The organism is Pantoea sp. At-9b (assembly GCF_000175935.2).
Taxonomy (GTDB): domain Bacteria; phylum Pseudomonadota; class Gammaproteobacteria; order Enterobacterales; family Enterobacteriaceae; genus Pantoea.
Genome location: NC_014837.1, coordinates 2764218 through 2787010, shown reverse-complemented (window position 1 = coordinate 2787010; position 22793 = coordinate 2764218). Strand labels below are relative to the sequence as shown.

The window sequence follows — 22793 nt, the reverse complement described above, 5'->3', positions numbered from 1 at the left end:
TATCCTGGCAGTGGAAAAATCAACGCACAGGATAGTCGCCCGGCCAACGCAGTACAACCTTCCTCCGTTGCTCTGCGTGCCAGCGCGCAGAATTTGTCCTCAGTTCATACTTTTTTTCAATTTATTCAAACCTCTTAAAGCCATTTGCCGTAAAACGTGCGGCGGTAAATTCATTTTTTGAGGAAGAAGTGTTGAAAAGGCGTCTGTTGGTTACTGTTTCTGGAATGATTGTTTGGGCATCGCTGGCGCAGGCTGACGACGGCATGCCGTTCCCCCTGACGCCTCCGTCAATTGATGCGGCTTCCTGGGTCCTGATGGACGCCACTACCGGTCAGATTCTCACCGCCGGGAATCCCGATGAGGAGCGTAACCCGGCCAGCCTCACCAAGCTGATGACCGGCTATGTGGTGGATCGCGCCATCGATCAACACAAAATCAGTCGCGACGATGTGGTGACGGTCGGTAAAGATGCCTGGGCGGCAGGCAACCCGGTATTCAAAGGCTCTTCGCTGATGTTCCTTAAACCGGGCGATAAGGTCACGGTACGTGATCTGAGCCGTGGAGTGATCATCGACTCAGGTAACGATGCCTGTGTGGCGCTGGCCGATTATGTGGCCGGTAGCCAGCAAAACTTCGTCACCATGATGAACAGCTATGTGCAGAAACTCGGCCTGACACATACCCACTTTGAAACCGTCCACGGTCTCGATGCGCCGGGCCAGCACACCACCGCCCGCGACCTCGCCGTACTGTCACGCGCTATCATCAGTGGCGAACCTGATTTTTATGCCATGTACAGCGAGAAAACCCTGACCTGGAACGGCATCACCCAGAACAACCGTAATGGCTTGTTGTGGGATAACAACCTGCACGTTGATGGCCTGAAAACCGGCCATACCGAAACCGCCGGTTTTAACATCATCGCGTCCAGTATCGTCGGTCAGCATCGCCTGATTGCGGTGATCATGGGCGGGAAAAGCTCGAAAGGGCGTGAGGAGCAGGCACGTAAGCTGCTGGTATGGGGACAGAATAGCTTTGATACCGTTCAGTTATTCCACGCCGGAAAGAAAATCGGTACGGAAAACGTGTGGTACGGCAACCCACATCAGGTTGACGTCGGTACCACGCAGGATATCTACCTGTCACTGCCACGCGGTGAAGTGCAGAACGTCAAAGCCAAATACATTATCGACCGCAAAGACCTGGAAGCGCCGTTAAAAGCCAATGAGCAGATTGGCGAAATTCAGGTGATCGATAAAGATAAACAGTTGGCAAGCTATCCGCTCTACGCGCTAAATGCAGTAAATAAAGCGGGTATCGTGACGCGGATTGAAGATTACCTGAAGCAAAAACTGTAAGCATGGGCTAACTTCGGTAGCAGTACCGTATTGGTTCTCTGCTACCGAGGTTCATCATGAAAACGTCTATCGTGGAACGTCCGGCCCAGCATTGGGTCGGGTATCGTCTGCAAGGCCCATGGCAGGAAACGGTGCCGCAGGGGTTTGCTCAGCTGAAAGATTGGGTGGCACGCCACGCGTTGCAAGGGGAGTGGATGGCTATCTATTATGGCAATCCGCAGGTGGTACCCCCGCAAGAACTCAGCGTGGAAACGGTGCTGACCGTCCCGGCTGACTTTGCGTTGGCGGTGGGTGAGGGTATTCAGCATGGCACCTTAGCCGGTGGGCATTATTTCCACACCTGTACGGAAGTGCAGAACAATGACTTCTTTTCGGCGTGGAACGCCTTTTTCGCGCAATTACAGCAACGCAGTGACTGGCAGGTTGATGATCGTCCCTGTTATGAACACTATCTTTCCGACGGATCGCAAAGCGGCAACTGGTTACTGAACATGTACATCCCGGTCAGGCCGGTTTAAAAAACGTCTGGCGTTACATCTATGTTTCTATTGGGAAAAATCGATGTTGCGCTGATGTTGATTTTTGTAAGCAGCGGTCAAAAAGTCAGGAAAAACGCGTGTCAGGTGTTAAGGGATCTGGTTTCGCCAGGGTAACATAGCGCGCAAAATGTTCCCGTTCCCGGATAATCATGTTACGCGCCGACAAGCCCATTTCGCCGATTGAGTTCTGGTTCTACCGCCATTATCGCGCCGTACACGGCGTGCGTATCGCTATCGCTTTTATCCTGAGCTTTTTGTTTGTCCGTCTGACTGACATTCCGGAAGGTACCTGGCCGCTGATTACCCTGGTGGTGGTGATGGGGCCAATCTCAACCTGGGGCAACGTCTTTCCCCGCGTGGTGCAGCGCATCATTGGCACGTTTGCCGGGGCGATCTCCGGGTTGATTGCGCTGAAGCTGGAACTGATGTCGCTGCCGGTGATGTTGGTCTGGTGTTTTGCCGTGATGGTCATCTGCGGCTACCTCACCCTCGGCAAACATCCGTACATGGCGTTGTTAATCGGTATCACCCTCAGCGTGGTGGTTGGCGCGCCAGCGGGCGATTTTACCGTGGCGTTATGGCGTGGTGGCGATGTAATTCTGGGATCGTTGATGGCGCTGCTGTTTACCGCCATCTGGGCACAGCGCGCTTATACCCACTGGCGTATCCAACTGTCGGATGCCTTTATCAGCATGGCGAAAATTCACCACACCGGCTTCTCGGCTAACCTGGTGGATAAACCGCGTCTGAACAAACCGTTCCAGAAGCTGCTCACCAGCGTGATTAAGATGCGCGCCTTACTCGAACCCGCCAGTAAAGAGACGCGGATTCCAAAATCGGTGTTTGAAGCCATTCAGACCATAAACCGTAATATGGTTAACACCATGCAGATGCAAATTGATGCGTGGTGGGCGTCGCGCGAGAGCCACTATTTGCTGCTCAATGCTCCGACGCTGCGCCGCACGCAGCAAATGACGGAAAACACCCTGAATGCGCTGGCGGCGTTGATGGTTAAAGGCGAGACGGAACAGGTCACGGCCAACAGTCACGAACTGGGCAGTATCATGCAGGAACTGGAGCAATTGATTGCCAATGGCAGCCAACAACTGGAAACCACCTCAATCTATGGCTATGTCTGGTTGAGCCTTGAACAGGCACGTCAACTGGAGCGTATGACCGACCTGGTACGTCTGGCGTTACGTAAATAGTTTTTCAGGGCAATGGCTTAATGTGAATCGCCCTTTCTTTGCGCTAAGATAAGTGCCAGTCCGATTCATGCTGTGACAATTGCTTTTAAGGCTGGCAAGCCGCTAAGCTGAGCTTATGACTATTCCGCCTGCCGAGGCAGGCCCAAAGAAAGGTGCCAACATGGAAAATGCCAAGCAATCATTTCAGGACGTTCTGGAGTTTGTGCGTATGTTTCGTCGTAAAAACAAACTACAGCGCGAAATTACGGATAACGAAAAGAAAATCCGTGATAACCAGAAACGTGTGTTGCTGCTGGACAACCTGAGCGAATACATCAAACCGGGCATGAGTGTTGAGGCGATTCAGGAAATTATCGCCAGCATGCGCGTGGATTATGAAGATCGCGTTGACGAATACATCATCAAAAATGCCGACCTCTCCAAAGAGCGTCGCGAGCTGTCGAAAAAGCTCAAAGCGATGGGCGAACCTAAACCGCAATAAGATTCAGGGGCCATTTGGCCCCTGAGTTTTTTGCCGATACTGCACTCACTAACATATTGCACCTCTCCCTCTCCCGTCTTGCGGGTGAGGGTTAGTTGCGCATCAGGCGTCGGGCCAGCGCCTGTAACTGCTGGGCCACCTCTGCCGCATCCAGCCGGTTTTGCTGCGGGGCAGCGGTGGTGGCTCTGATCACCAGTTGCGTTTCCAGCGGGGGCATGTCTGCGTGGACGCCATCGAGTTGTGCCAGCAGCCGATCCACGCTCTCCGCGCCTAACTGCTGTAAATCCTGACGCACCGTAGTCAGAGGGGGCTGATACCAGGCGCTCTCCGCGGTGTCATCATAGCCAATCAACGAGATGTCGCCGGGAATAGCCACGCCATGTTGATGCAGCGCGCGCATCGCGCCCAGCGCCATTTGGTCGTTCGCCACTAACAGCGCCTGTGGCAGGGCGTTAGGCAGCAGGCTGAGTATGGCCTGATAACCTGACGCTGCGCTCCAGTCCCCCTCCAGCACACAACAGGCGTCCAGTTGATGCACCGCCAGCGCCTGTTGCCAGGCCTGAAAACGGGCGCGCGCCGAGGCGGAACGCGCCGGGCCATTCAATACGCCAATCTGTCGATGGCCGAGCGCCACCAGATGATCCACCGCCTGGTGCGCACCTGACTCGCTCAGGTACTGGCATTGTGCCACCCTGGCACGGCGTTCGACATCAAGAAACAGCACGGGTTTTGTGCCACACTGCTGCTGAATTTGCTCCGCTTCGGCCGCATCCAGCGGCAGATTAATCAGCAGCGCATCGACCCGCTGCGCCAGCAGCTCATGTACCGTGTCTTGTGCGTTGCCAGCGGTCATCGCCATCACCAGATGGTAACCGAGTGCCGTCGCGCGTTGCTGGATGGCGGAGGCAATCTGCGCCGGTGCCATCAGCGCCAGATCGCTGGTTGCCAGCCCCAGCGTGCGTGTAGCTTTACCTGCCAGTTGCTGTGCCACCCGGTTCGGCACATAGTTGAGTTGCTGCATCGCCGCTTCCACTTTGGCACGAGTCTGGGGTGAAACCTGAGCGGCGCGGTTAAGTACACGGGAGACAGTCTGGTAAGAAACCCCCGCCAGTTGGGCAACGTCATCGAGGGTTACGGAGCGCGAAGTCATTGATCTCTCCTGAAGATGAAGCTGCGAGTGTAGCAAAATTTCCCAATCGGCGTGGTCTTAAGCCAGTATGAAAACCTAAGGAGAATGGCATGAAGCTTAATGGTGAACATATTCAGGATATCAATACGCTGGCGGCATGGCTGGCGTTGGATCATATCCCGCAGGAAGGCACGCTGGAGGCCGATTTGGCGATACTGGCCGGGCATGCGGTGTTGCCGAATATTGAAGGTGTGGTGGCGCTGGCAAAAAAATACCAGTTACCGTTACTGATCAGCGGTGGCATCGGCCACTCCACGCCACTGCTGGCGCAGATGATGGCAGCGCATCCGCTGTACCGGCAAATCGACACCCAGGGTAAAAGCGAAGCGGAGATGCTCGGTGCGATGGCGCGCCTGTTTGCCGCGCTGCCGGACGACCAACTGTTGCTGGAGGATCAATCACGCAACTGTGGCGAAAATGCCGCCTTCAGCCAGCAGTTATTGGATCAGGTGGCGTGGCAGCCGCAGCGGGTGATTTTGGTTCAGGACCCGCTGATGCAGCGTCGTACCTGGGAAACTTTCCGCTGGCAGTGGCGTGATCGAGCCGATGCGCCAGAATTTATCAGCTGGCCGGTGTTCACCCCGCAGGTAATGATGGACGCCGGTATGCTGCGCATTATCGGTGCGCCGCCACAAGGGTTATGGTCAATGGAGCGTTTCCTCTCGCTGCTGATGGGGGAAGTGCAGCGTCTGCGTGATGATGAAAACGGTTATGGCCCGCGTGGCAAAGGCTTCTTTGGCCATGTTGAGGTGCCGGAAGAGGTTGAGGCGGGCTGGCAAAGATTGATGCGCCTGCCGGGGGTGCAGTCGCGCATCAATGGATAATTAATCGGCTACGCCGTTAACACGATTTTTCCAACGTTCAGGCCCTCTTCCATGCGCTGATGGGCCGCCGCTGCTTCTGCAAGGGGATAGACACTGTCGATAACCGGTGTCAGTCCCTCTTTCCCGAATTCGGACAGCCAGCGTTCACGGAAGCGTTGTGACATCGCATGTTTAACCTCCTGACTGCGCGATTTCATCACCGTGCCGAAAATTTGCAGATGGCGATACAGCAACCGATCCAGCGGGATTTTTGCGTTTTCGATACCGCCCATAATACCGATTTGTACCAGACGGCCACCGAAGTTGAGCGCATTGATGTTGCGTTCGAAGTAGGGCGCTCCGATAAAATCGAGGATCAGGTCAACCCCCCGTTGCTCCGTCAGGCTGTCGACCACCGTGGCAAAATCTTCATGCACGTAATCAATGACATAATCTGCTCCCATGCGCCGTACTAACTGGTGGGCACTGGCCTGAGCGGTAGTGATCACCGTTGCCCCGATGGCATGTGCCAGCTGAACGGCCGCACCGCCCACACCACCGGCACCGGCATGGATCAGCACCGTTTCCCCGGCCTGTAATTTACCGAGATGCACCAGCGCTTCATTCGCGGTGACGAACACTTCGGTGATGGCCGCCGCCTGGACGTAGTTAAGGCTGTCGGGGATCGGCATCGCCATACGGTAATCAATACGCGCCACTTCTGCGTAAGCGCCGCCACCGACAATCCCCATCACCCGGTCGCCGACCTTGAAGCCGGTCACCTCGGCACCGACGGCTATCACATCACCGGCGATTTCGAGGCCCATCAGGGTGGAATCACCGAAATCAGGGCGGCCATAGCCGCCACGGCGATGGGTGAGATCGGCTCGGTTGACGCCAGCGGCACGGGTACGCACCAGTAAATCCTGTGGACGCAGTACCGGTTCTGCGACGTCGCTCAGGGTCAATACCTCGGCCGGTCCAAACTGATCAAATGTAATGGCTTTCATGGTCTTTTCCTTAAATATCAATTGGTCTGGTCGTCGGCAAAGGTCGCGTTGGCATAGGCAGACGCGGTTATGGCGGCCGGGAAACCGGCATAGAACGCCATATGGGTAATCACTGCACTTAACTCAGTTTGTGTCAGGCCATTTTCGATGCCTCGGCGCAAATGCGCGGGCAGTTCATTGGCATGGTTCAGCGCAATCAGGCAGGCGATGGTGATCAGGCTGCGGTCACGCGGGGCCAGATCCGCATCTTTCCAGACGTCTGAATAGAGCGGCTGTTCAACAAAGTCCGCCAGTTTCGGGGTAAACGGACGAGCGGCAGCGCGCGGGCTGGTGAAATCAATCGGTTTCATGGTCATCTCCTTAAATCTGGCTGATAAATTTGTTGGTCAGGTAATGTTCAATGCCTTCAGTGCCGCCCTCTGAACCATGTCCGCTCTCTTTCATCCCGCCGAACGGCAACTCGGTGGCGATGATGCGGTACTGGTTGATGCCGATCATCCCGGCTTCGAGGCCATCGCCGACATCAATGGCGGTACGGGCATCACGGGTAAAGGCATAGGCTGACAACGCGTAGGGCAGGCGATTGGCTTCTGCCAGGCCATCTTCCAGCGCGTCGAAGGGGCGCATTACGGCAATCGGGCCGAACGGTTCTTCATGCATGATGCGGGCGCTCATCGGCACATCCGCCAGCACGGTGGGTTGGAAGAAATAACCGGGACCAGCAATACGTTTCCCGCCGATCAACACTTTGGCCCCCTGGGCGACGGCATCCGCCACCAGCAATTCCATCTTCTCCAGTTGGCGTTGGTTCGCCAGCGGGCCAACCTGGGTTCCGGCCGCCATACCGTCACCGATCACCAGCTTGGCGGTCGCTGCGACGAAGGCCGCGACAAAGCGCTCATACACCGGACGCTGAATCAGAAAACGGGTGGAAGAGATACAGATTTGGCCGGTACCACGAAAACGGTTGGCGGCACCCCCTGCGGCGGCGGCATCGATATCGGCATCGGCAAACACCAGCACCGGACCGTGCCCACCTAATTCCAGGGTGATGGGTTTCACCCCGGCAGCGGCACGTTCTGACAGCAGACGACCGACCGGAACTGAACCGGTAAAGGCCACCTTGCGAATGATCGGTGAAGCGATGAGCTGGGAAGAGACTTTATCCGGCACGCCGAAGACAATTTGCAGCACCCCTTTTGGCAGACCGGCCTCGTCAAGGCAGCGCGCCAGCGCCAGGGCAGTTGCCGGACTTTCTTCGCCAGGCTTCAGGATCACGCTGCATCCGGCGGCCAGCGCGGCAGACAGTTTGCGTGCCGGGGTGATGGCCGGGAAGTTCCACGGGGTGAAGGCGGCTACCGGACCAATTGCCTGACGTTTTACCAGTTGCTGCACCCCTGGGCGGTTGGCGGGCACCACGCGGCCATGAATGCGGCGGGCTTCTTCAGCGAACCATTCGAAATACTCGGCGGCGCGCAGCACTTCATCACGGCTCTCTGTCAGTGGCTTACCTTCTTCGAGTGTCATCTGTGTGGCGATATGTTCAGCGCGGTCACGCATCAGCTCTGCCGCACGTTTCATAATGCGCGCCCGTTCGGCCGGGACGGTGTGACGCCAGACATCAAAGCTGTCACGCGCGACATCCAGCGCCAGCGCCAGGTCGGCTTCGGTTGCCAGTGGCAGGCGGCCTAGTACGCTACCGGTGGCTGGGTTTACCACCGCTGCGGTATCGCGGTCGTCTGCGCTCAGCCATTTGCCATTGATGAACAGGTAAAGTGAATCATAGGTTGGGTTTTGCATGGTCTTCTTCCTCAGATGGATGATGTTGTTGATTTGCGTTGAGAAGAAGGTTAAGCCCGGAGCGCTTCGCTGATAAGATGGCTTCTCCCCACAACAGCTATGCAAGAAATGCACAGATGCAATCAGAGAAATTTGCCGAGTTCCTTGGCGTCTTCGTTGATGTCGCGCGTGAGAGTAGTTTTTCTGCCGCCGGGCGGCGGCGTGGCCGCACGCCCTCGTCGATTGGTCGGCAGATTGATGCGCTGGAAGCCCATCTCGATACGCCGTTGTTTCTGCGATCCACCCGCCATCTCACCCTGACGGATGCTGGTGAGGCCCTGTTGATCCGCGCCCGACAGATTCTGGACTCGCTGGTGGATGTGCAGCAGGAGCTGGCGTCGATGAAAGGGGAAGTCACCGGGATTTTGCGTGTGGCCTGCTACCCGACCTTTGGCAAACGCTATGTGCTACCGGTGATGGGCGAACTGGCCCGCCAGCACCCGGACCTGCGTCTGGAGTTGGATCTCACTGAACGGCTGGCCGACCCGGTCGCTGAGCGACTGGATCTGGTGATCCGCATCGGTGATATGGCGGACAGCACCCTGATCGGTAGCCGCATTGCCATGCAAACCCGCGTGCTGTGCGCCAGTCCGGCCTATCTGGCGCAGCAGGGTATGCCGGCCTCACTGACCGACCTCAACGCGCATCGGCTGATCGACAAATTGCATGGTTCGGACCTGCTGTGTTGGTCTGCGGTGCTGGGGCATCCGACACGGGCATCCAATACCGCCCCGGTATTTGGCTGTGATGATTTTGAAGGGATGCGGCTGGCGGCGGTGGAAGGATTAGGGATCGCTTATCTGCCCGACTGGGTGGTGGGTGAGGATATTCAAGCCGGGGTCTTGCAGCAGATTTTCCCGGAGTGGTCGGCACAACCACAGGCGACAACCGGGATCTATGCATTACGCGCCTTACGCCATCCCCCGGCGCGTGTCACCCTGTTCCTTGATGCGCTGCGCGCCCGTATCGGCAATCCGGCGATCTGGTCAGTGGCGTAGCGGCGCGATTTATCGCGCGGGTATTTCCTGCACAGCACACGAAAATGCGCGATAAATCGCGCCGCTACGGTTGGCGATTACCGATTCTTCAGATACACCTGCAAATTGACATACACGGCATTCAGCAACGGCGCGGCAACACCGTTGCGCGTGGCGCGAGCCACCAGGTCGCCGATGATCTGATCTGCCTCGATATCGAAGCCTTGGGTCAGATCGCGGTACATCGATGACGTCATCGGGGTGGCCGGGTTATTCAGCGTCTCAAAAATCTTCGCCGTCACGGCCGGACGCTCCAGGTAACCCTCGGCGCTGATCACTTGCAGTACCTCACCGAAGATAGCCTGCAACAATGCTTCACCGCCCTGTGAAGTCAGGATCTGCTGGGTATTACCCCGTCCGAGGCAACACACGGCCCCCAGGGTGCTGAGCAGCAGCCACTTCTCCCACAGCTCGCTGCTGATGTTGTCGGCAAACACGGTATTGAACTGCGCACCGCGCAACGTCTCATCCACCCGTTGCAGACGCGCATCGTTAACACCGTTCAGCGCCCCGTAATACAGAATATGCAACGGCGTCATCTGAATCACTTCGCCGTGCTCACCCAGGGTGGCGTTGATTTTACACAGGCCGCCAATCACTTTGTCGCCAAAGCGCTTTTGCAGCGTATCGATATGACGCATCCCGTTGAGGATCGGCATGATCAGGGTGTCAGCACCCACGGCCGGGGCGATATCGTCCATCGCCTGCGCCAGACCAAAACTTTTCACCGTCAGAATAATCAGGTCATAGTGACCGTCCAGCGTACCGGCCTGCACCAGTTGCGGATGCAGCGTCTCGGTGCTGTCGGGGGTTTTCAGTACCATCCCGTGAGTTTTTAACTGTTGAAAACGGCGCTCGCGCACCAGAAAAGTCACATCACGTCCTGCTTGCGCCAGACGCGCACCGAAATACCCGCCGGTTGCGCCGGCGCCGACTACCAGAATGCGCATGGTTATGTTTCCCGTTGTGAATGAGACCCCTACCTTAAAACGCAGCGCAGAGGGATGCCAGCGGTCAAATGCCCAGACAGGTAAAGGATTGATGAAAAACAGCTCAATCTGTTCGCATTTCTTCCGGCGCGAGGTCTAAGCTGATGGGCAACGGCGGGCAATGGTGCCCGCCTTTTTCCGTCAAACTGACTAAGGACGCATCATGCCCCGACCGCTACCCATCGAACGTTATCGCAATATCGGCATTTCCGCGCACATCGATGCCGGTAAAACCACCACCACCGAGCGCATCCTGTTTTACACCGGGATGAGCCATAAGCTGGGTGAAGTGCACGATGGCGCGGCAACCACCGACTGGATGGCACAGGAGCAGGAGCGAGGTATCACCATCACCTCGGCAGCCGTGAGCTGCTACTGGCCCGGTATGGATGGCAGCTTTGCGCCGCACCGTATCAACATTATCGATACCCCCGGACACGTCGATTTCACCATCGAAGTGGAACGATCGATGCGTGTGCTGGATGGTGCCGTGATGGTGTACGACGCCGTCGGCGGCGTGCAGCCGCAATCAGAAACCGTCTGGCGTCAGGCCAACAAATACCATGTGCCGCGCATCGCCTTCGTCAACAAAATGGACCGGCAGGGCGCGGATTTCTTCCGTGTGGTGCAGATGATGAAAGATCGTCTGCACGCCCATCCGGTGCCGATTGTGATCCCGATTGGTGCCGAGGAGCATTTTACCGGCGTGGTGGATCTCACCAAAATGCGCGCCATCTACTGGGACGATGCGACCCAGGGCATGACCTTCAGCTATGCCCCGATCCCGGACGAATTGCAGGCGCTGGCCGCCGAGTGGCGTGAAAACATGGTAGCTGCCGCAGCGGAAGCCAGTGAAGCGTTGATGGATGCGTATCTTGAGCAAGGTGATCTGAGCGAAGAGCAGGTGATTGCCGGTCTGCGCCAGCGCACCTTGCAGAACGAGATCCAGCCGATGTTGTGCGGCAGTGCCTTCAAAAATAAAGGCGTGCAGCGCATGCTGGATGCGGTGATTGAGCTGATGCCGTCACCGATCGATGTGCCGCCGGTGGCGGGAATCGATGAGCGTGGCGAACATGCTGAACGCCATGCCGACGATGACGAGCCGTTCTCCGCACTGGCGTTTAAATTAATGAGTGACCCCTATGTCGGTCAGCTGACCTTTGTGCGCGTCTATTCCGGCGTACTGCGTAAAGGCGACAGCGTATGGAATGCGGTGAAAGGGCGCAAAGAGCGTATTGGCCGCATTGTGCAAATGCAGGCTAACGATCGTATCGAGATCGAAGAAATTCGCGCCGGTGATATCGCCGCCTGCGTCGGCCTGAAAGAGGTCACCACCGGGGAAACCCTGTGTGATCCCAACGCGGTGATCACCCTGGAACGTATGGATTTCCCGGATCCGGTGATTTCGCTGTCGATCGAGCCGAAAACCAAAAGCGACCAGGAAAAAATGGGGCTGGCGTTGCAGCGTCTGGCGGCAGAAGATCCGTCGTTCCGTCTGCATACCGATGAAGAATCGGGCCAGACCATTATCTCCGGTATGGGTGAGTTGCATCTTGAGATCATCGTTGACCGCATGAAGCGCGAGTTTGGGGTGGAAGCCAATATTGGCCGTCCGCAGGTGACTTACCGCGAAACCATCCGTAAAACGGTCCGCGATGTGGAAGGTAAGTTCGTGCGCCAGTCCGGGGGTAAAGGTCAGTACGGCCATGTGGTGCTGACGCTGGAACCGCAGCAGCCAGGCGCCGGTTTTGCCTTCGAAGATGCCACCAAAGGCGGCGTGGTACCGCGCGAATTTATTCCTTCGGTCGAGAAGGGCATTCGTGAAGCGTTAAACAGCGGCGTGCTGGCGGGCTATCCGGTGGTGGATGTGAAAGCGACCCTGACCTTTGGTTCGTATCATGATGTCGACTCCTCGGAGATGGCGTTCCGCATGGCGGCCATTTTCGGCTTCAAAGCGGCAGCAAAACAGGCCGATCCGGTGATTCTGGAGCCGGTGATGCAGGTGGAGGTGGAAACCCCGGAAGAGTATGCCGGTAACGTCATGGGCGATCTCTCTTCACGGCGTGGCACCTTGCAGGGTATGGAAGAACGCTTTGGCGCGCGCATTATTCACGCCGAAGTGCCGCTGGCGGAGATGTTTGGCTACTCCACCACGTTGCGCTCGATGTCGCAGGGCCGGGCGACCTACAGCATGGAATTCAACCACTACGCCGAAGCACCGAAAAACGTCGCGGATGCGATCATCGCGTCACGTCATTAAACTCACAGTGCCGTCACGCCCAGCGTGGCGGCCTGCTGCTCCCACTGCAATACCTCATCATAAAAAGCGCGTTCCGGCGTGGCAAAGCCGCCAATCAGGCTGGCAGTGCACAGTTCCCGATAAGCCTCATCCTGCACCAACTGCGTTAAGGCGCTGCGTAACGCGGCCAGGGTCGGTTGATCGGTGCTGGCGGCGGTGATCAGCGGCAGCGCTGCGCACAACGGCGTTTCACCGATGATCGTCAGCCCGGCCAATTCTGCGGGATGGTGATACTGCAACAACGCCCAGGTGATGCAGTCAATGGCAGCGATATCCGCCTGCCGCTGGCGCAACGCCGCCAGTGACTGGCGATGGCTGCCACTGAAGTGCGTCTGTGCAAAGAAAAGTCCCTGCTGTGCCAGGGGGGCCACCACATAACGCAGCGCGTTGTAGCCGGAGTGCGAATCATCGCTATTGCATACTGCCCGACGGCCACGGAAATCGGCCAGCGTCAGTGCCGCATCTTCCTCGCGCACCACCAGCCAGCTGCGATAACGCCAACCTTCACAACCCGGTGCGCAGGATTGAAATGCGCCCACCAGTTGCACATCCGGCAGCAGTTTGACCAGCGGATAGCCACAGGTCTGGCTCAGCAACAAATCGTTATCGCGCCAGTGCGGCAGCAAGTGGTGGTGCCACTCCACGCTGGCCGCTATATCGCGCGCCGCCAGCAACTGCACCAGTGCATCCGTTAATGCCAGGGTTGTGGTGTGGTTAATATCGTACATCGGTAGCGACAGCCGTTTAGTCATGACGAGCGTCCTGTTTTCGGCCCGGATGGGCGTTAACTTCTACCGGCCTCGCCCAAAAGCGACGCAGCCATTCACCATAGCCCGCGACCCGAAACCCCTGGTTGCGCTGGAAATAGTCATCGCGATTGAGCAGGTAAACACGGCGCAGGCCATACCATGGCAGGCCCGGTAGATCGTGATGTACTGAATGATAGTTGAGGTTGAGAAACAATAAGCGCCACACCAGCCCCGCTTCATTGTTCACTGAACGTGCCAGCGGTTCCTCCTCCGCGCGATGCTCATAGAAAGAACGGACTTTGGTCAGCGCCAGCGCTGGATAACTCACCGCCAGCACCCACCACAGCGGTGAATAACCCCACTGTGCCAGCCACCAGAACAGCGCACCCAACAGGCTAAGATGAATCACCCACATGACGATGGCGGGCCGGTCGCGTTGGCGAAACGCCTGTAACAACGACTGCAACGTGGCAAAGATATCCAGCCAGGGTCCCAGCAGCAGCCGTCCGGGAAAGGTGTTACGCAGATGGATTACCCGACGCTGCCAGGGCCGCAGTCGCGCCCAGTGTTGCGGCGTCAGGTAATAACTCTCTGGATCGTCATCCGGATCGGTCAGGGTGTGGTTACGATGATGGGCCAGATGTGAGTCGCGGTACAGGCCATAGGGATACCACACCGCCAACGGCAGGGTGCCAAACAGCTGATTGAGACGCGGCCAGCGGGTAGGGTGACCGTGAATCAATTCATGCTGCAACGACATATACCAGGTGGTGAAAAGAATCATCAGCAGGGTGGTTGGCAGCCCGCCAAGGGACTGCCCGTAATACAAGGTCGCAAACCAACCGCTATACACTACCAGCATCAGCAGCCAGGTGGGCAGTTCACTGCGCCACCACCAGCTGCGCGCCAGTTGCTGGATCTGTGCACGTTGTTGGGTGCTGAGGTAAGCGGAAGAACCTTTGGGCATGATGATCGCGTTGTCCTGCTGAGTGTGATCGTTGCGTCAGACGATGCGATAAGGTCGAAAAAAAGACAAAGACCTTAATTTTCTTACTTATGTCGAAAAACTTGATGAAGCGGGTGAAAACAATTGGCTATCAGTACGGACGTGGCTGACGTAACCTTTCAGCATCGAAAACGACTTACTTACGCCGGGGCGTAACCCGCCCGCGAGGAGAACAGTTCCATGAAAAAGATTGGCTTTTTATCCTTTGGTCACTGGACGCCATCATCACAGTCCGCCACCCGTTCTGCGCAGGATGTGTTGTTGCAGTCGATTGATTTGGCTGTGGCCGCTGAAGAGTTAGGTGCCGACGGCGCTTACTATCGCGTGCATCACTTTGCCCGTCAGCTGAGTTCTCCGTTCCCATTGCTGGCGGCAGTGGGTGCGCGTACCAAAAACATCGAGATTGGTACTGGCGTGATTGATATGCGTTATGAAAACCCGTTGTACATGGCGGAAGATGCGGGAGCCGCTGACCTGATCTCCAATGGCCGTCTGCAACTGGGTATCAGCCGGGGTTCGCCGGAGCAGGTAATTGAAGGTTATCGCTACTTTGGCTTCAACCCGAAAGACGGTGAAAGCGATGCCGATATGGGACGTCGCCATACCGAAGAGCTGCTGGAAGTGCTGCGTGGTGAAGGTTTTGCTAAACCTAATCCGCAGCCAATGTTCCCGAATCCACCCGGATTATTGCGCCTGGAACCGTTTTCTGAAGGGCTGCGTGAGCGTATCTGGTGGGGTTCTGGCTCGAACGCGACCGCCATCTGGGCTGCACAGCAGGGGATGAATCTGCAAAGTTCTACGCTGAAAGATGATGAGACCGGCGAGCCGTTCCACATCCAGCAGGCGAAACAGATTCGTGCTTACCGCGAAGCCTGGCAGGCGGCGGGGCATCAGCGCACACCGCGTGTCTCGGTGAGCCGCAGTATTTTTGCCCTGACTAACGATATCGACCGTGCCTATTTCGGTCGCAGCGGTCAGGAGCAGGATTCGGTTGGTTTCCTCGATGAGAAAACCCGCGCCATCTTTGGCCGTAGCTATGCGGCGGAACCGGAGCAGCTGATCAAACAGCTGGCGCAGGATGAAGCCATTGCCGAAGCCGACACGCTGCTGCTGACCATTCCGAACCAGCTCGGGGTGGATTACTGTGCCCACGTGATGGAAGCCATCCTGACCCATGTGGCACCGGAACTCGGCTGGCGTTAATCAGGCGGTAGCGGCGCGATTTATCGCGCATTGGTTGGGAGGCTTGCGGGCCTCCCGTTTTATTTATACCGGCGGATATTGGGCAAATATTGCCGTGCCTTCCAGCTGCGCGGCCACCTGCTGCAAACGCGGATACTGTTCTGCTGGCACCACCTGCGGAATAATCGACTGAATAAATCCCCAAATCACCGCACTGCTGATCGCCACCTGATCCGGTTGCTGCGGATTGATATCACGTTGCTCCAGCGCGGCATTCCAGGCGGTGCAGGCGGCCAGTAGTTGTTGTGTCACGCGGTCGAGCCACGGCTGATGCTGCTTCTCTTCCGGTCGCAGCGTGCGCTCGTAATAGAACTGCACCGCTTTATCGCTGGCGGCCAGTGCCAGCCCGAGAATCTGCGTATCTTTAGCCAATGCGGCTGCCGTGATGGGGAGCAACTTGCGCGGCGTATCCGCCAGGCTTTCCAGGTAGTGCAAAATCAGCGACGAATCCATCAGCGTGCTGCCATCTGCCAGCACCAGCGTGGGGGCTTTGACCACCCCATTAATCTGCGCGAACTGATCAAAATGACGAAATACCGACAGCGACTGATGTTCAAACGCCATCCCGTAGTGTGCGAGTGAAATGGCGACCCGGCGTACATAAGGGGAATCCAGCATACCAATAAGTTTCATCGTGACTCCTTGTAAATTCGCGGTTTCTTTGCCCAGACAGTACGCCAGCCCCCGCGATTCAGCCAGCTATTGTTTACCGATACGCTGGTGGTCGTAGCATCCCTTCAGTTTAATGGTGGCAATCTGCCGCAGACGCCACAACAAATTGCCGCCAGTGAACGCCTTTTCATCCTCGAATCCTGGGATAACTGGTGTCAGGCGGCGGGTTTGAGCCAGCCCATCGTCGCGAATGGCCTGTTCACCAATGACTCCAACGTGATTTTACAGGCGGTACGACTTGGGCAAGGCATTGCGCTGGAACGGCGATCGCTGGTTCAGGACGCGCTGGATCGCGGTGAAATGGTGCAACTCAGCCCGGTCAGTGTGGATTAGCCGAGGAGATTGAGCAATTCACAACTTCATAGATATCTAATTGAAACATCAGGATATAGCCAGCGTGGATGGGGTATAACCGGGGGAGCAGCGATGGAGTTGCGCGCTGTTTACAGGAAGTAAACTCTACTTATTCCAGCAAGGAAATGCTTATGATTGATGCACCCTCTACTGCGCAAAATATCAGAAATTCTGGGGCTTCCGACATCGTTGAGAGCGGGAAAAGAGATGATGGTTGGATTAATACTATTCTCGACATTGGCGCATCGCTGGTTCAGCCATTATCCGTTGCCGGTTCATCCATATGTTTGCCCCGATCGCCACATGCAGCGCTACTTTGTTTACTGGACAATATCACCCATTTTTTCGCCCATCCGGCGATTTATGGCGGGGTGACCACCGCCTCGGCACCCTTCGCGATGATCGGGAGTGGTGCACACCTGTTAGCATCCGGTGTACATCGGGCAGGGATCAGCAACGTCAGATCCTTTTTACGTGACCTGCCCGGATTACGTCATTATCAGGTGGCGGTGCGTAAGGCACTTACCGTTGTTGTGGGCAGAATCCGGGACGGACTGCAATCACCTGAAGACGTTAACCCCCAGCTTGATAGTCTGAGCCGTTTTCTTAACCACCCGGATTTGAATCTGCTTAACCTGGTACTGCAAGTCTTTGCTCCGGGCGCAACCCGGCAAAAGCCTGTCTCCATGGATCAACTGGCTTTACGGGCACGGAAAGCGCTGGCGCTGCTTGAGCAACAACAAGAGTGGGTAGCTAAATGCTACCCACAATTAATTGCATTAAATAATCTCCCGCTGAGAACCGGGCGTATTTCCTTTAATAAGCAAAAGAAAAACGCCGAAGTACTGATAGCAATCAAGGAAAGCTGGAATACCTTTATCAACCAGTGGTTCCGACACGCTGAGTTATTAAAAACAATTCTCACCAGGTTAGCTGATTCGAGAACACATACTCATCCACTGCTGCCACTATTAGAGGATGCTTTGCCTTTGGTAAATCACCTTGGTGATGAATCCTATCAACAATCTTTGTCAATATTTAGCCAGCTAAAGGCGCAGCCGGAACCTCAGCACCTGTTTGGTAGCGATAAAAACCCCACACCCACTCAAGAGGATGAATTCCAGGATGCTGAGCTAAACGACTCGCCAGAACAGCATGATATTTACGCAACCGTAATACAACAACCCATAATAGCGATGGGGCATTCGGTTGGGTTTTCCCAGCTGGCTACACCGGGATGGAGTGAAATAATTTTTGCTGAGATTAGCGGTTTGGTCAGTAAAATCTCTTTTCCCACCCTGTTGCCAGCGACAGAATGCTTTGAGATAGACGATCATCTGGCCACCACGGTTGCCTCCTGGTCTGAATCTGGCGATACATTCCCTATCCTCAGCAATGTAACGCAGTCTGCAATCGCGCCGGAAGCCGACCTGCAAGCGATTATCTGGCACGATATTTTTATTACATCACCAACGGAAAAGATTTTCGCGTACTCTCTTCTTTCTCAGAATGGAGAGAATTTACGGCTGCCTGGTTTACAGGACTTTATACTTGATGCATCAGCGATAAAAGTGGCGGATTTACTCAATGCCTATGTAAAGTTGTACCCCAACGCGAATGCAGGTGACTATGAAAATATCAATGAATATGAGTTTGGATTATTCGTGCGGACAGTGGTTGGGCGAGGGAGATTTAATGTTTCTGAAGAAGTGTTGATTAATACCATTATCAACCACTCTGACAGAAATGAATGGGTGGGTGATATATTCCGCCGTGCCATTATTGCGATTGATGAAGACGTCATCAATTATGGAATGCGTTGCTTTTATAACAGTTTGCGTGGGGATGTGAAAATAGCCAATCTGCCACGCTTAAAAAAACAAACATTAGGATCATTACATATCAGCCCCGATATTTCTGAGCGGCATGCCAATATTCAGGCGGAAAAAATAGCAAATTTCAGCGCAAGTCAGTCAGAAGCCATACGAAATCTGATTGGTGAGAAAATCTCTGAACAGTTCCCTCTAGCAGATCTTAATCATACGGACGGGATGAAAAAGGATAGCCATCCTTATATGGATTATAATATCTTCTCTGTTGAGGGGTTTCAGTTGATGTTGGGAGCATCTTTTGCCAGAGCCTTTGGGCTCGACATCGGCCTGGATAATAATCCGCAAACGTTAAATTTAGTGAGTTTGCATACTCTGCTTAATGCGGAACATGAGGTTTTACCGCCAGACAGTGATGTTCTTTTTGACCTTTATTTTGAACACCAGCATAAAATCAACTGGGGAGGCAGCCTGAAGAGCGAAAGGCATGGGGAAAATTTAGCTGTTGCGGGCTGGCAACGGTTTTTATTTGATTTATACCAACGTTATCGTTCCGCCGGTGAACTCTTTTCGGCATTTGAAGAACACGCGTCTTCAATGGGCGGGTTGGATAAAGATCATCCTGATGTTGATCAGGTGGTGGCGATCAGGGAAAAGTTTGCCACACAGTTGTCCACAATCTGTAAAGCAGCGCTTTCTACTCTAAGTAACACGCAAAGAGAGCTTATTAATAGTGCCTTTTACTCTACAGATAATCCGCTGGAAATACATCGTCTGATTATTAGTGTTAATAATGATGAAGGGAATGCGTTATTAAATGCAGGCAGCCTCTTATCGGTTAAAGATGATGGCGGTTTTTTTACTGCGCTTTATCTGTTAAGTCCCTCCATGATAATAAATGATTTAATCAACCCTGGGGTTTGTGAAATTCCGCTTCCGCGCACTAAAGAAAAAGACATAAAAGAATTTATTGCAAACAATAGTCTGTATTTTCTAAATAAATTCCTCCCGCATAGAATGGCAGGGAATGAAAAAATAAATTGTTCATTTGCTGTCTCAGAGAGTCAACGTTTGCAACCAGCTTCGGAGACGGCAACGCATGCAGACTGGTTATCGCAGGCGGCAGATTTCACCGCGGAAACATCCCGTGCAGATATCTTTTCTTCTCCGGAGAAAAAACCGGAAGCTTTGCCGCAGCCAGAAGCACGTATTTATTTCTGGAGTCAGGTCTATCATGAAAGCCCATTGCAGGCGGCACAAGGATTGATTGAACGCTTTTCAAACGAACTGTCAAGTAATACTAAAGAGGTTGTCACGCAAATAGCCCATGCCATCCCTTTCGCAGCCTGTGTCGGTATCTTAGTTGACCTCAAACGCTTCTTCTCTGCAGCCAATAATGTGGCAGAAATAGATGCGGCGCTGGAAGAGAGCGCACAGGATGGGCTAACCTGTGCCATGGATATCACCACCAATGGGATGGCTTCTCCGTTAATCGCCTTTAAGAAATTCAGTGAAGATGTGTTGAAAAAAATTGTGGCGAATAAATATAGCCGGGATAACGATCCGCTGGCGATGAGAAAAAGCAGTAAGTTAAAAAAATCCAAAACCTCCCCCTGGATTGAAAATTTTAAGCAAGATCCACTGATGGTGCCATTTGTGAAGAAAGCTGTCCCTGTTGCTGTGACACCAAAAGAGATGATTACGGCCGACAATATTCCTGCAAGCTACGTTTATAGTGGTGTAATTTACAACCATCCCGATGAATCATGGTCTCTGGTCTTTCGTGAAGGCAATGAGGAAAGGTTTTATCGTATCGGGGACCAGGATAAAGCGCTGACCAGAGAATCGAGCAGTTATGAAATAAAATACTCAAACAGTAAGATGACAAGTGAAAAGATTGATAACACCGTCCGGGCCGTTTTACAAGGTCATGCCAGCTGCGAGACGCTTAAGCAAGTTGGCAGAGAAGAGATAAAGTTGCAACGTCTGGATGGCTACGCCATCCCGGAAGATGCATTTGAAGATGCTTTTCCTTTGGCTAAAAAGTTAAAAAATGTCCCGGTGTTTTTTGATAAAACCTCTGGCAGTTATTTCTTGAAGCGCAATGATGGCTATTTGCGATTTGAGAAAAGTGAAAAAAAATACACCGTGACTGTCACTGGCGAGTATGCGCCAGCGGATCTGTGGCTGACATTAGAGATACGGCCCGATGGTCGTTACCAGGTTACAGATGATGACTTGATAAGATTCAGAACACTGGATGAAGGACTGGAAATCTTAAGCGAAACGCATAAGGCAAAACCTGTCTTTAAGAGTGACATTATTCTTTCCCGAATGGCGGCGGGGCAAGGGCTCGAAATGCAACTGAATGAGGTGGTCCCCTCACCGTTTAAATATGTCAGTGGTTCAACCGGCAACGTAAAGTTCATTCTTACACTAGAAGATTCACAAGGTGCGTTACATCGTCGTATTGGCCCTGATGGGGAGGGCAAGTTCGTTCCTTTAGACGATGAACAAGGGGACGCAATCGGACTTAGCTGTCGGAATACCCGGGGTGGGAAAGGGCGGAGCGTGAATAAGTGCAACGTATTGAGTTCGGCAGGTAAAGCAATCAAAGCGAGCACGACAGCACGCGAGCAAAAATTGAATAAACTTTATAACGCTTTTGAGGAACACAGGAACAGTGAATCAGCGACCTTCGCGGTGCTGCAAAGCCTGAATAAAGTGGATAAGCTTAAGACTGAGCCAGAGATCAATGATCGCATCAGGAATATTATTGATAAAAACAGTGATAGCGAAGGTGCCGAATGGATTAAACATAGCCAGGCTAATGATTACCTCTTCAACGTGATTGATGCTAATCAATATTCTCTACAGCTCAACAAGGATTTTTGGAAGAGCGTGGAAAAAATAAAAAAATGGATGCAAATGATAAGGCGCTGGCGAAAGAACTCCAGGGGATTTGTCACGGTTTTTTGGCGGGTAAAAGTAACAAAAAAACCGCCAAATTCAGGCAGCTATTGGCAGAGTATAAAAAGGAATATTTGAACGCTGAGCAAAATAGCGCATGGCAGGCCGCCGTGGTGGATGCAAAGACAAAAGCGGCTGATGATAACATGGGTGATAAAGGAATCGTCTATGACGAAGATTCAAATGCCTTATATAAGAAGCTGGGGCGCGCCTCTGATGAAACCTTCTCGTCTGAATATCCTGAAGTGAAAAGTCTGATTAATCAAGGGATTGAAAAAACCCGAAAAATTGCTACTGATGCGATTGCGAATGGAAAAAAAGAAGCGGATTTCTGGCAGCGTTTCACCGATTTGACGGCTATCCATCCCGATCATTTGTCACCTAAAACCAAGGCAGATATACGGGGTAAATTTGACGATATCACACGTCTCTCATCCGAGCTGCACCCAGGTCATATCGTGGCTTTTGAAGAATATCATCAGCTCACCACGCACCATTTAGCTGACAAATCGACACTTGCCCTCAAGAAGGAGTTAGAGATTTGTGGTGCTGATGTCTATGGTTATGTTGGGGAAAACAAAAATGATATTCATCTTAGTGTGAATAATTTCAGAGAAGATTTGACCAAAACCTTACTGCATGAAAATGGACATCGTCTCGGTGATAACATGTTAGATGCCGAGTTCTATATCGATTTGGATACCGATATGGCTCCGAATAGCCATCAGAACTTGCCCACGGTGGTAAAAACGCTCTGTCACTCGCCTCTCGCATTCACTCATTATCTCAACGAAATTGGTGAAGGCGTCGATATCATCTGCCAAAAAGTTTTGCATTCTTTGAAGAATGAAATCAACGAAAGGCATGTCGAGCTGGCGAACTTAAGCCGTGACTCAACTCCGGACGGTTTAGCTCGCGCTCATCATCATCGTGAGCGGATAGACTATCTTGAAAAATTTAAAACGGATCTTGTGAAGAAGATTAAAGCGAAAACCTTTGATAAAGGTGCGATCAAAAATTTAATGGAATTTCTTTTCCAGCCGGAGAATCAAGACCACAAGGTGGCAGGGCTGATTAATTATCCCGACATGTTTACGGCATTGATTCAGAATCTTGCCTCCCCTGCACGCGTTCGGAGAGCCATCCAGCATGATGCAACAGCGGAGAGCGGCCCTGATCAATTAGGCAAACGCTTTATACATGCGCTCGCGAGGCGGGT

18 protein-coding genes are annotated in these 22793 nt (G+C 53.8%); 10 read left to right on the top strand and 8 right to left on the bottom strand.

Annotated features, from left to right (window positions below; all coding sequences use genetic code 11):
* Positions 1–191 precede the first annotated feature (191 nt).
* The 4 genes from dacD (at position 192) to tmaR (ending at position 3586) form a co-directional block, all read left to right on the top strand.
* Positions 192–1358 (top strand): serine-type D-Ala-D-Ala carboxypeptidase DacD, encoded by a 1167-nt coding sequence (gene dacD, locus PAT9B_RS12860; protein ID WP_190274635.1) that lies wholly within the window; start codon positions 192–194, stop codon positions 1356–1358.
* 56 nt (positions 1359–1414) lie between these two features.
* Entirely contained in the window at positions 1415–1876 is a 462-nt protein-coding gene (locus PAT9B_RS12855; RefSeq protein ID WP_013509704.1) for a GyrI-like domain-containing protein, read from the top strand.
* Positions 1877–2046: 170 nt separating this feature from the next.
* On the top strand, positions 2047–3105 hold the full coding sequence (locus PAT9B_RS12850; RefSeq protein ID WP_013509703.1) for an FUSC family protein: 1059 nt from the start codon (positions 2047–2049) through the stop codon (positions 3103–3105).
* 160 nt (positions 3106–3265) lie between these two features.
* Positions 3266–3586: a PTS system regulator TmaR gene (gene tmaR / locus PAT9B_RS12845; protein ID WP_013509702.1), complete on the top strand. Its 321-nt coding sequence runs from the start codon at positions 3266–3268 to the stop codon at positions 3584–3586.
* A 91-nt stretch (positions 3587–3677) separates the two neighbouring features.
* Here tmaR and PAT9B_RS12840 read toward each other — a convergent pair whose 3' ends face one another.
* The gene (locus PAT9B_RS12840) at positions 3678–4736 is read right to left on the bottom strand and encodes a LacI family DNA-binding transcriptional regulator (RefSeq protein WP_013509701.1); all 1059 of its coding nucleotides are present in this window, start codon (positions 4734–4736) and stop codon (positions 3678–3680) included.
* Between the two features lie 89 nt (positions 4737–4825).
* On the opposite strand from PAT9B_RS12840, the gene PAT9B_RS12835 reads away from it, so the two are divergent.
* Complete coding sequence (locus PAT9B_RS12835; protein WP_013509700.1) at positions 4826–5599, top strand: YdcF family protein; 774 nt, start codon at positions 4826–4828, stop codon at positions 5597–5599.
* An 8-nt stretch (positions 5600–5607) separates the two neighbouring features.
* On the opposite strand, the gene PAT9B_RS12830 is transcribed toward PAT9B_RS12835, so the two are convergent.
* Genes PAT9B_RS12830 through PAT9B_RS12820 form a run of 3 tightly spaced genes read right to left on the bottom strand, consistent with a single transcriptional unit; the run spans position 5608 to position 8388 of the window.
* A complete protein-coding gene (locus PAT9B_RS12830; RefSeq protein ID WP_013509699.1) occupies positions 5608–6588 on the bottom strand; it encodes an NAD(P)H-quinone oxidoreductase in 981 nt (326 codons plus the stop codon).
* Between the two features lie 17 nt (positions 6589–6605).
* Positions 6606–6938 carry a carboxymuconolactone decarboxylase family protein gene (locus tag PAT9B_RS12825; RefSeq protein ID WP_013509698.1) on the bottom strand — a complete coding sequence of 111 codons (333 nt, stop codon included), beginning with the start codon at positions 6936–6938 and terminating at the stop codon, positions 6606–6608.
* Between the two features lie 10 nt (positions 6939–6948).
* Positions 6949–8388, bottom strand: a complete 1440-nt coding sequence (locus tag PAT9B_RS12820; protein WP_013509697.1) for an NAD-dependent succinate-semialdehyde dehydrogenase — start codon at positions 8386–8388, stop codon at positions 6949–6951.
* Between the two features lie 116 nt (positions 8389–8504).
* Between PAT9B_RS12820 and PAT9B_RS12815 the strand changes: the two genes are divergently transcribed.
* A complete protein-coding gene (locus tag PAT9B_RS12815; RefSeq protein WP_041525818.1) occupies positions 8505–9425 on the top strand; it encodes a LysR family transcriptional regulator in 921 nt (306 codons plus the stop codon).
* 77 nt (positions 9426–9502) lie between these two features.
* On the opposite strand, the gene PAT9B_RS12810 is transcribed toward PAT9B_RS12815, so the two are convergent.
* Complete coding sequence (locus PAT9B_RS12810) at positions 9503–10414, bottom strand: ketopantoate reductase family protein (RefSeq protein WP_013509695.1); 912 nt, start codon at positions 10412–10414, stop codon at positions 9503–9505.
* A 202-nt stretch (positions 10415–10616) separates the two neighbouring features.
* On the opposite strand from PAT9B_RS12810, the gene fusA reads away from it, so the two are divergent.
* The gene (gene fusA, locus PAT9B_RS12805; protein WP_013509694.1) at positions 10617–12713 is read left to right on the top strand and encodes an elongation factor G; all 2097 of its coding nucleotides are present in this window, start codon (positions 10617–10619) and stop codon (positions 12711–12713) included.
* A 2-nt stretch (positions 12714–12715) separates the two neighbouring features.
* On the opposite strand, the gene PAT9B_RS12800 is transcribed toward fusA, so the two are convergent.
* Positions 12716–13504 (bottom strand): phosphate/phosphite/phosphonate ABC transporter substrate-binding protein, encoded by a 789-nt coding sequence (locus PAT9B_RS12800; protein WP_013509693.1) that lies wholly within the window; start codon positions 13502–13504, stop codon positions 12716–12718.
* Positions 13497–14468 carry a fatty acid desaturase gene (locus PAT9B_RS12795; RefSeq protein WP_013509692.1) on the bottom strand — a complete coding sequence of 324 codons (972 nt, stop codon included), beginning with the start codon at positions 14466–14468 and terminating at the stop codon, positions 13497–13499. The genes PAT9B_RS12800 and PAT9B_RS12795 overlap by 8 nt, the downstream gene beginning before the upstream one ends.
* A gap of 219 nt (positions 14469–14687) precedes the next feature.
* On the opposite strand from PAT9B_RS12795, the gene PAT9B_RS12790 reads away from it, so the two are divergent.
* Entirely contained in the window at positions 14688–15710 is a 1023-nt protein-coding gene (locus tag PAT9B_RS12790; protein ID WP_013509691.1) for an LLM class flavin-dependent oxidoreductase, read from the top strand.
* A 63-nt stretch (positions 15711–15773) separates the two neighbouring features.
* Here PAT9B_RS12790 and PAT9B_RS12785 read toward each other — a convergent pair whose 3' ends face one another.
* On the bottom strand, positions 15774–16382 hold the full coding sequence (locus PAT9B_RS12785; RefSeq protein WP_013509690.1) for a glutathione S-transferase: 609 nt from the start codon (positions 16380–16382) through the stop codon (positions 15774–15776).
* A 69-nt stretch (positions 16383–16451) separates the two neighbouring features.
* On the opposite strand from PAT9B_RS12785, the gene PAT9B_RS12780 reads away from it, so the two are divergent.
* On the top strand, positions 16452–16754 hold the full coding sequence (locus PAT9B_RS12780) for a LysR substrate-binding domain-containing protein (RefSeq protein ID WP_041525817.1): 303 nt from the start codon (positions 16452–16454) through the stop codon (positions 16752–16754).
* A 152-nt stretch (positions 16755–16906) separates the two neighbouring features.
* The gene (locus tag PAT9B_RS12775; protein WP_013509689.1) at positions 16907–21652 is read left to right on the top strand and encodes a hypothetical protein; all 4746 of its coding nucleotides are present in this window, start codon (positions 16907–16909) and stop codon (positions 21650–21652) included.
* Positions 21653–22793 lie beyond the last annotated feature (1141 nt).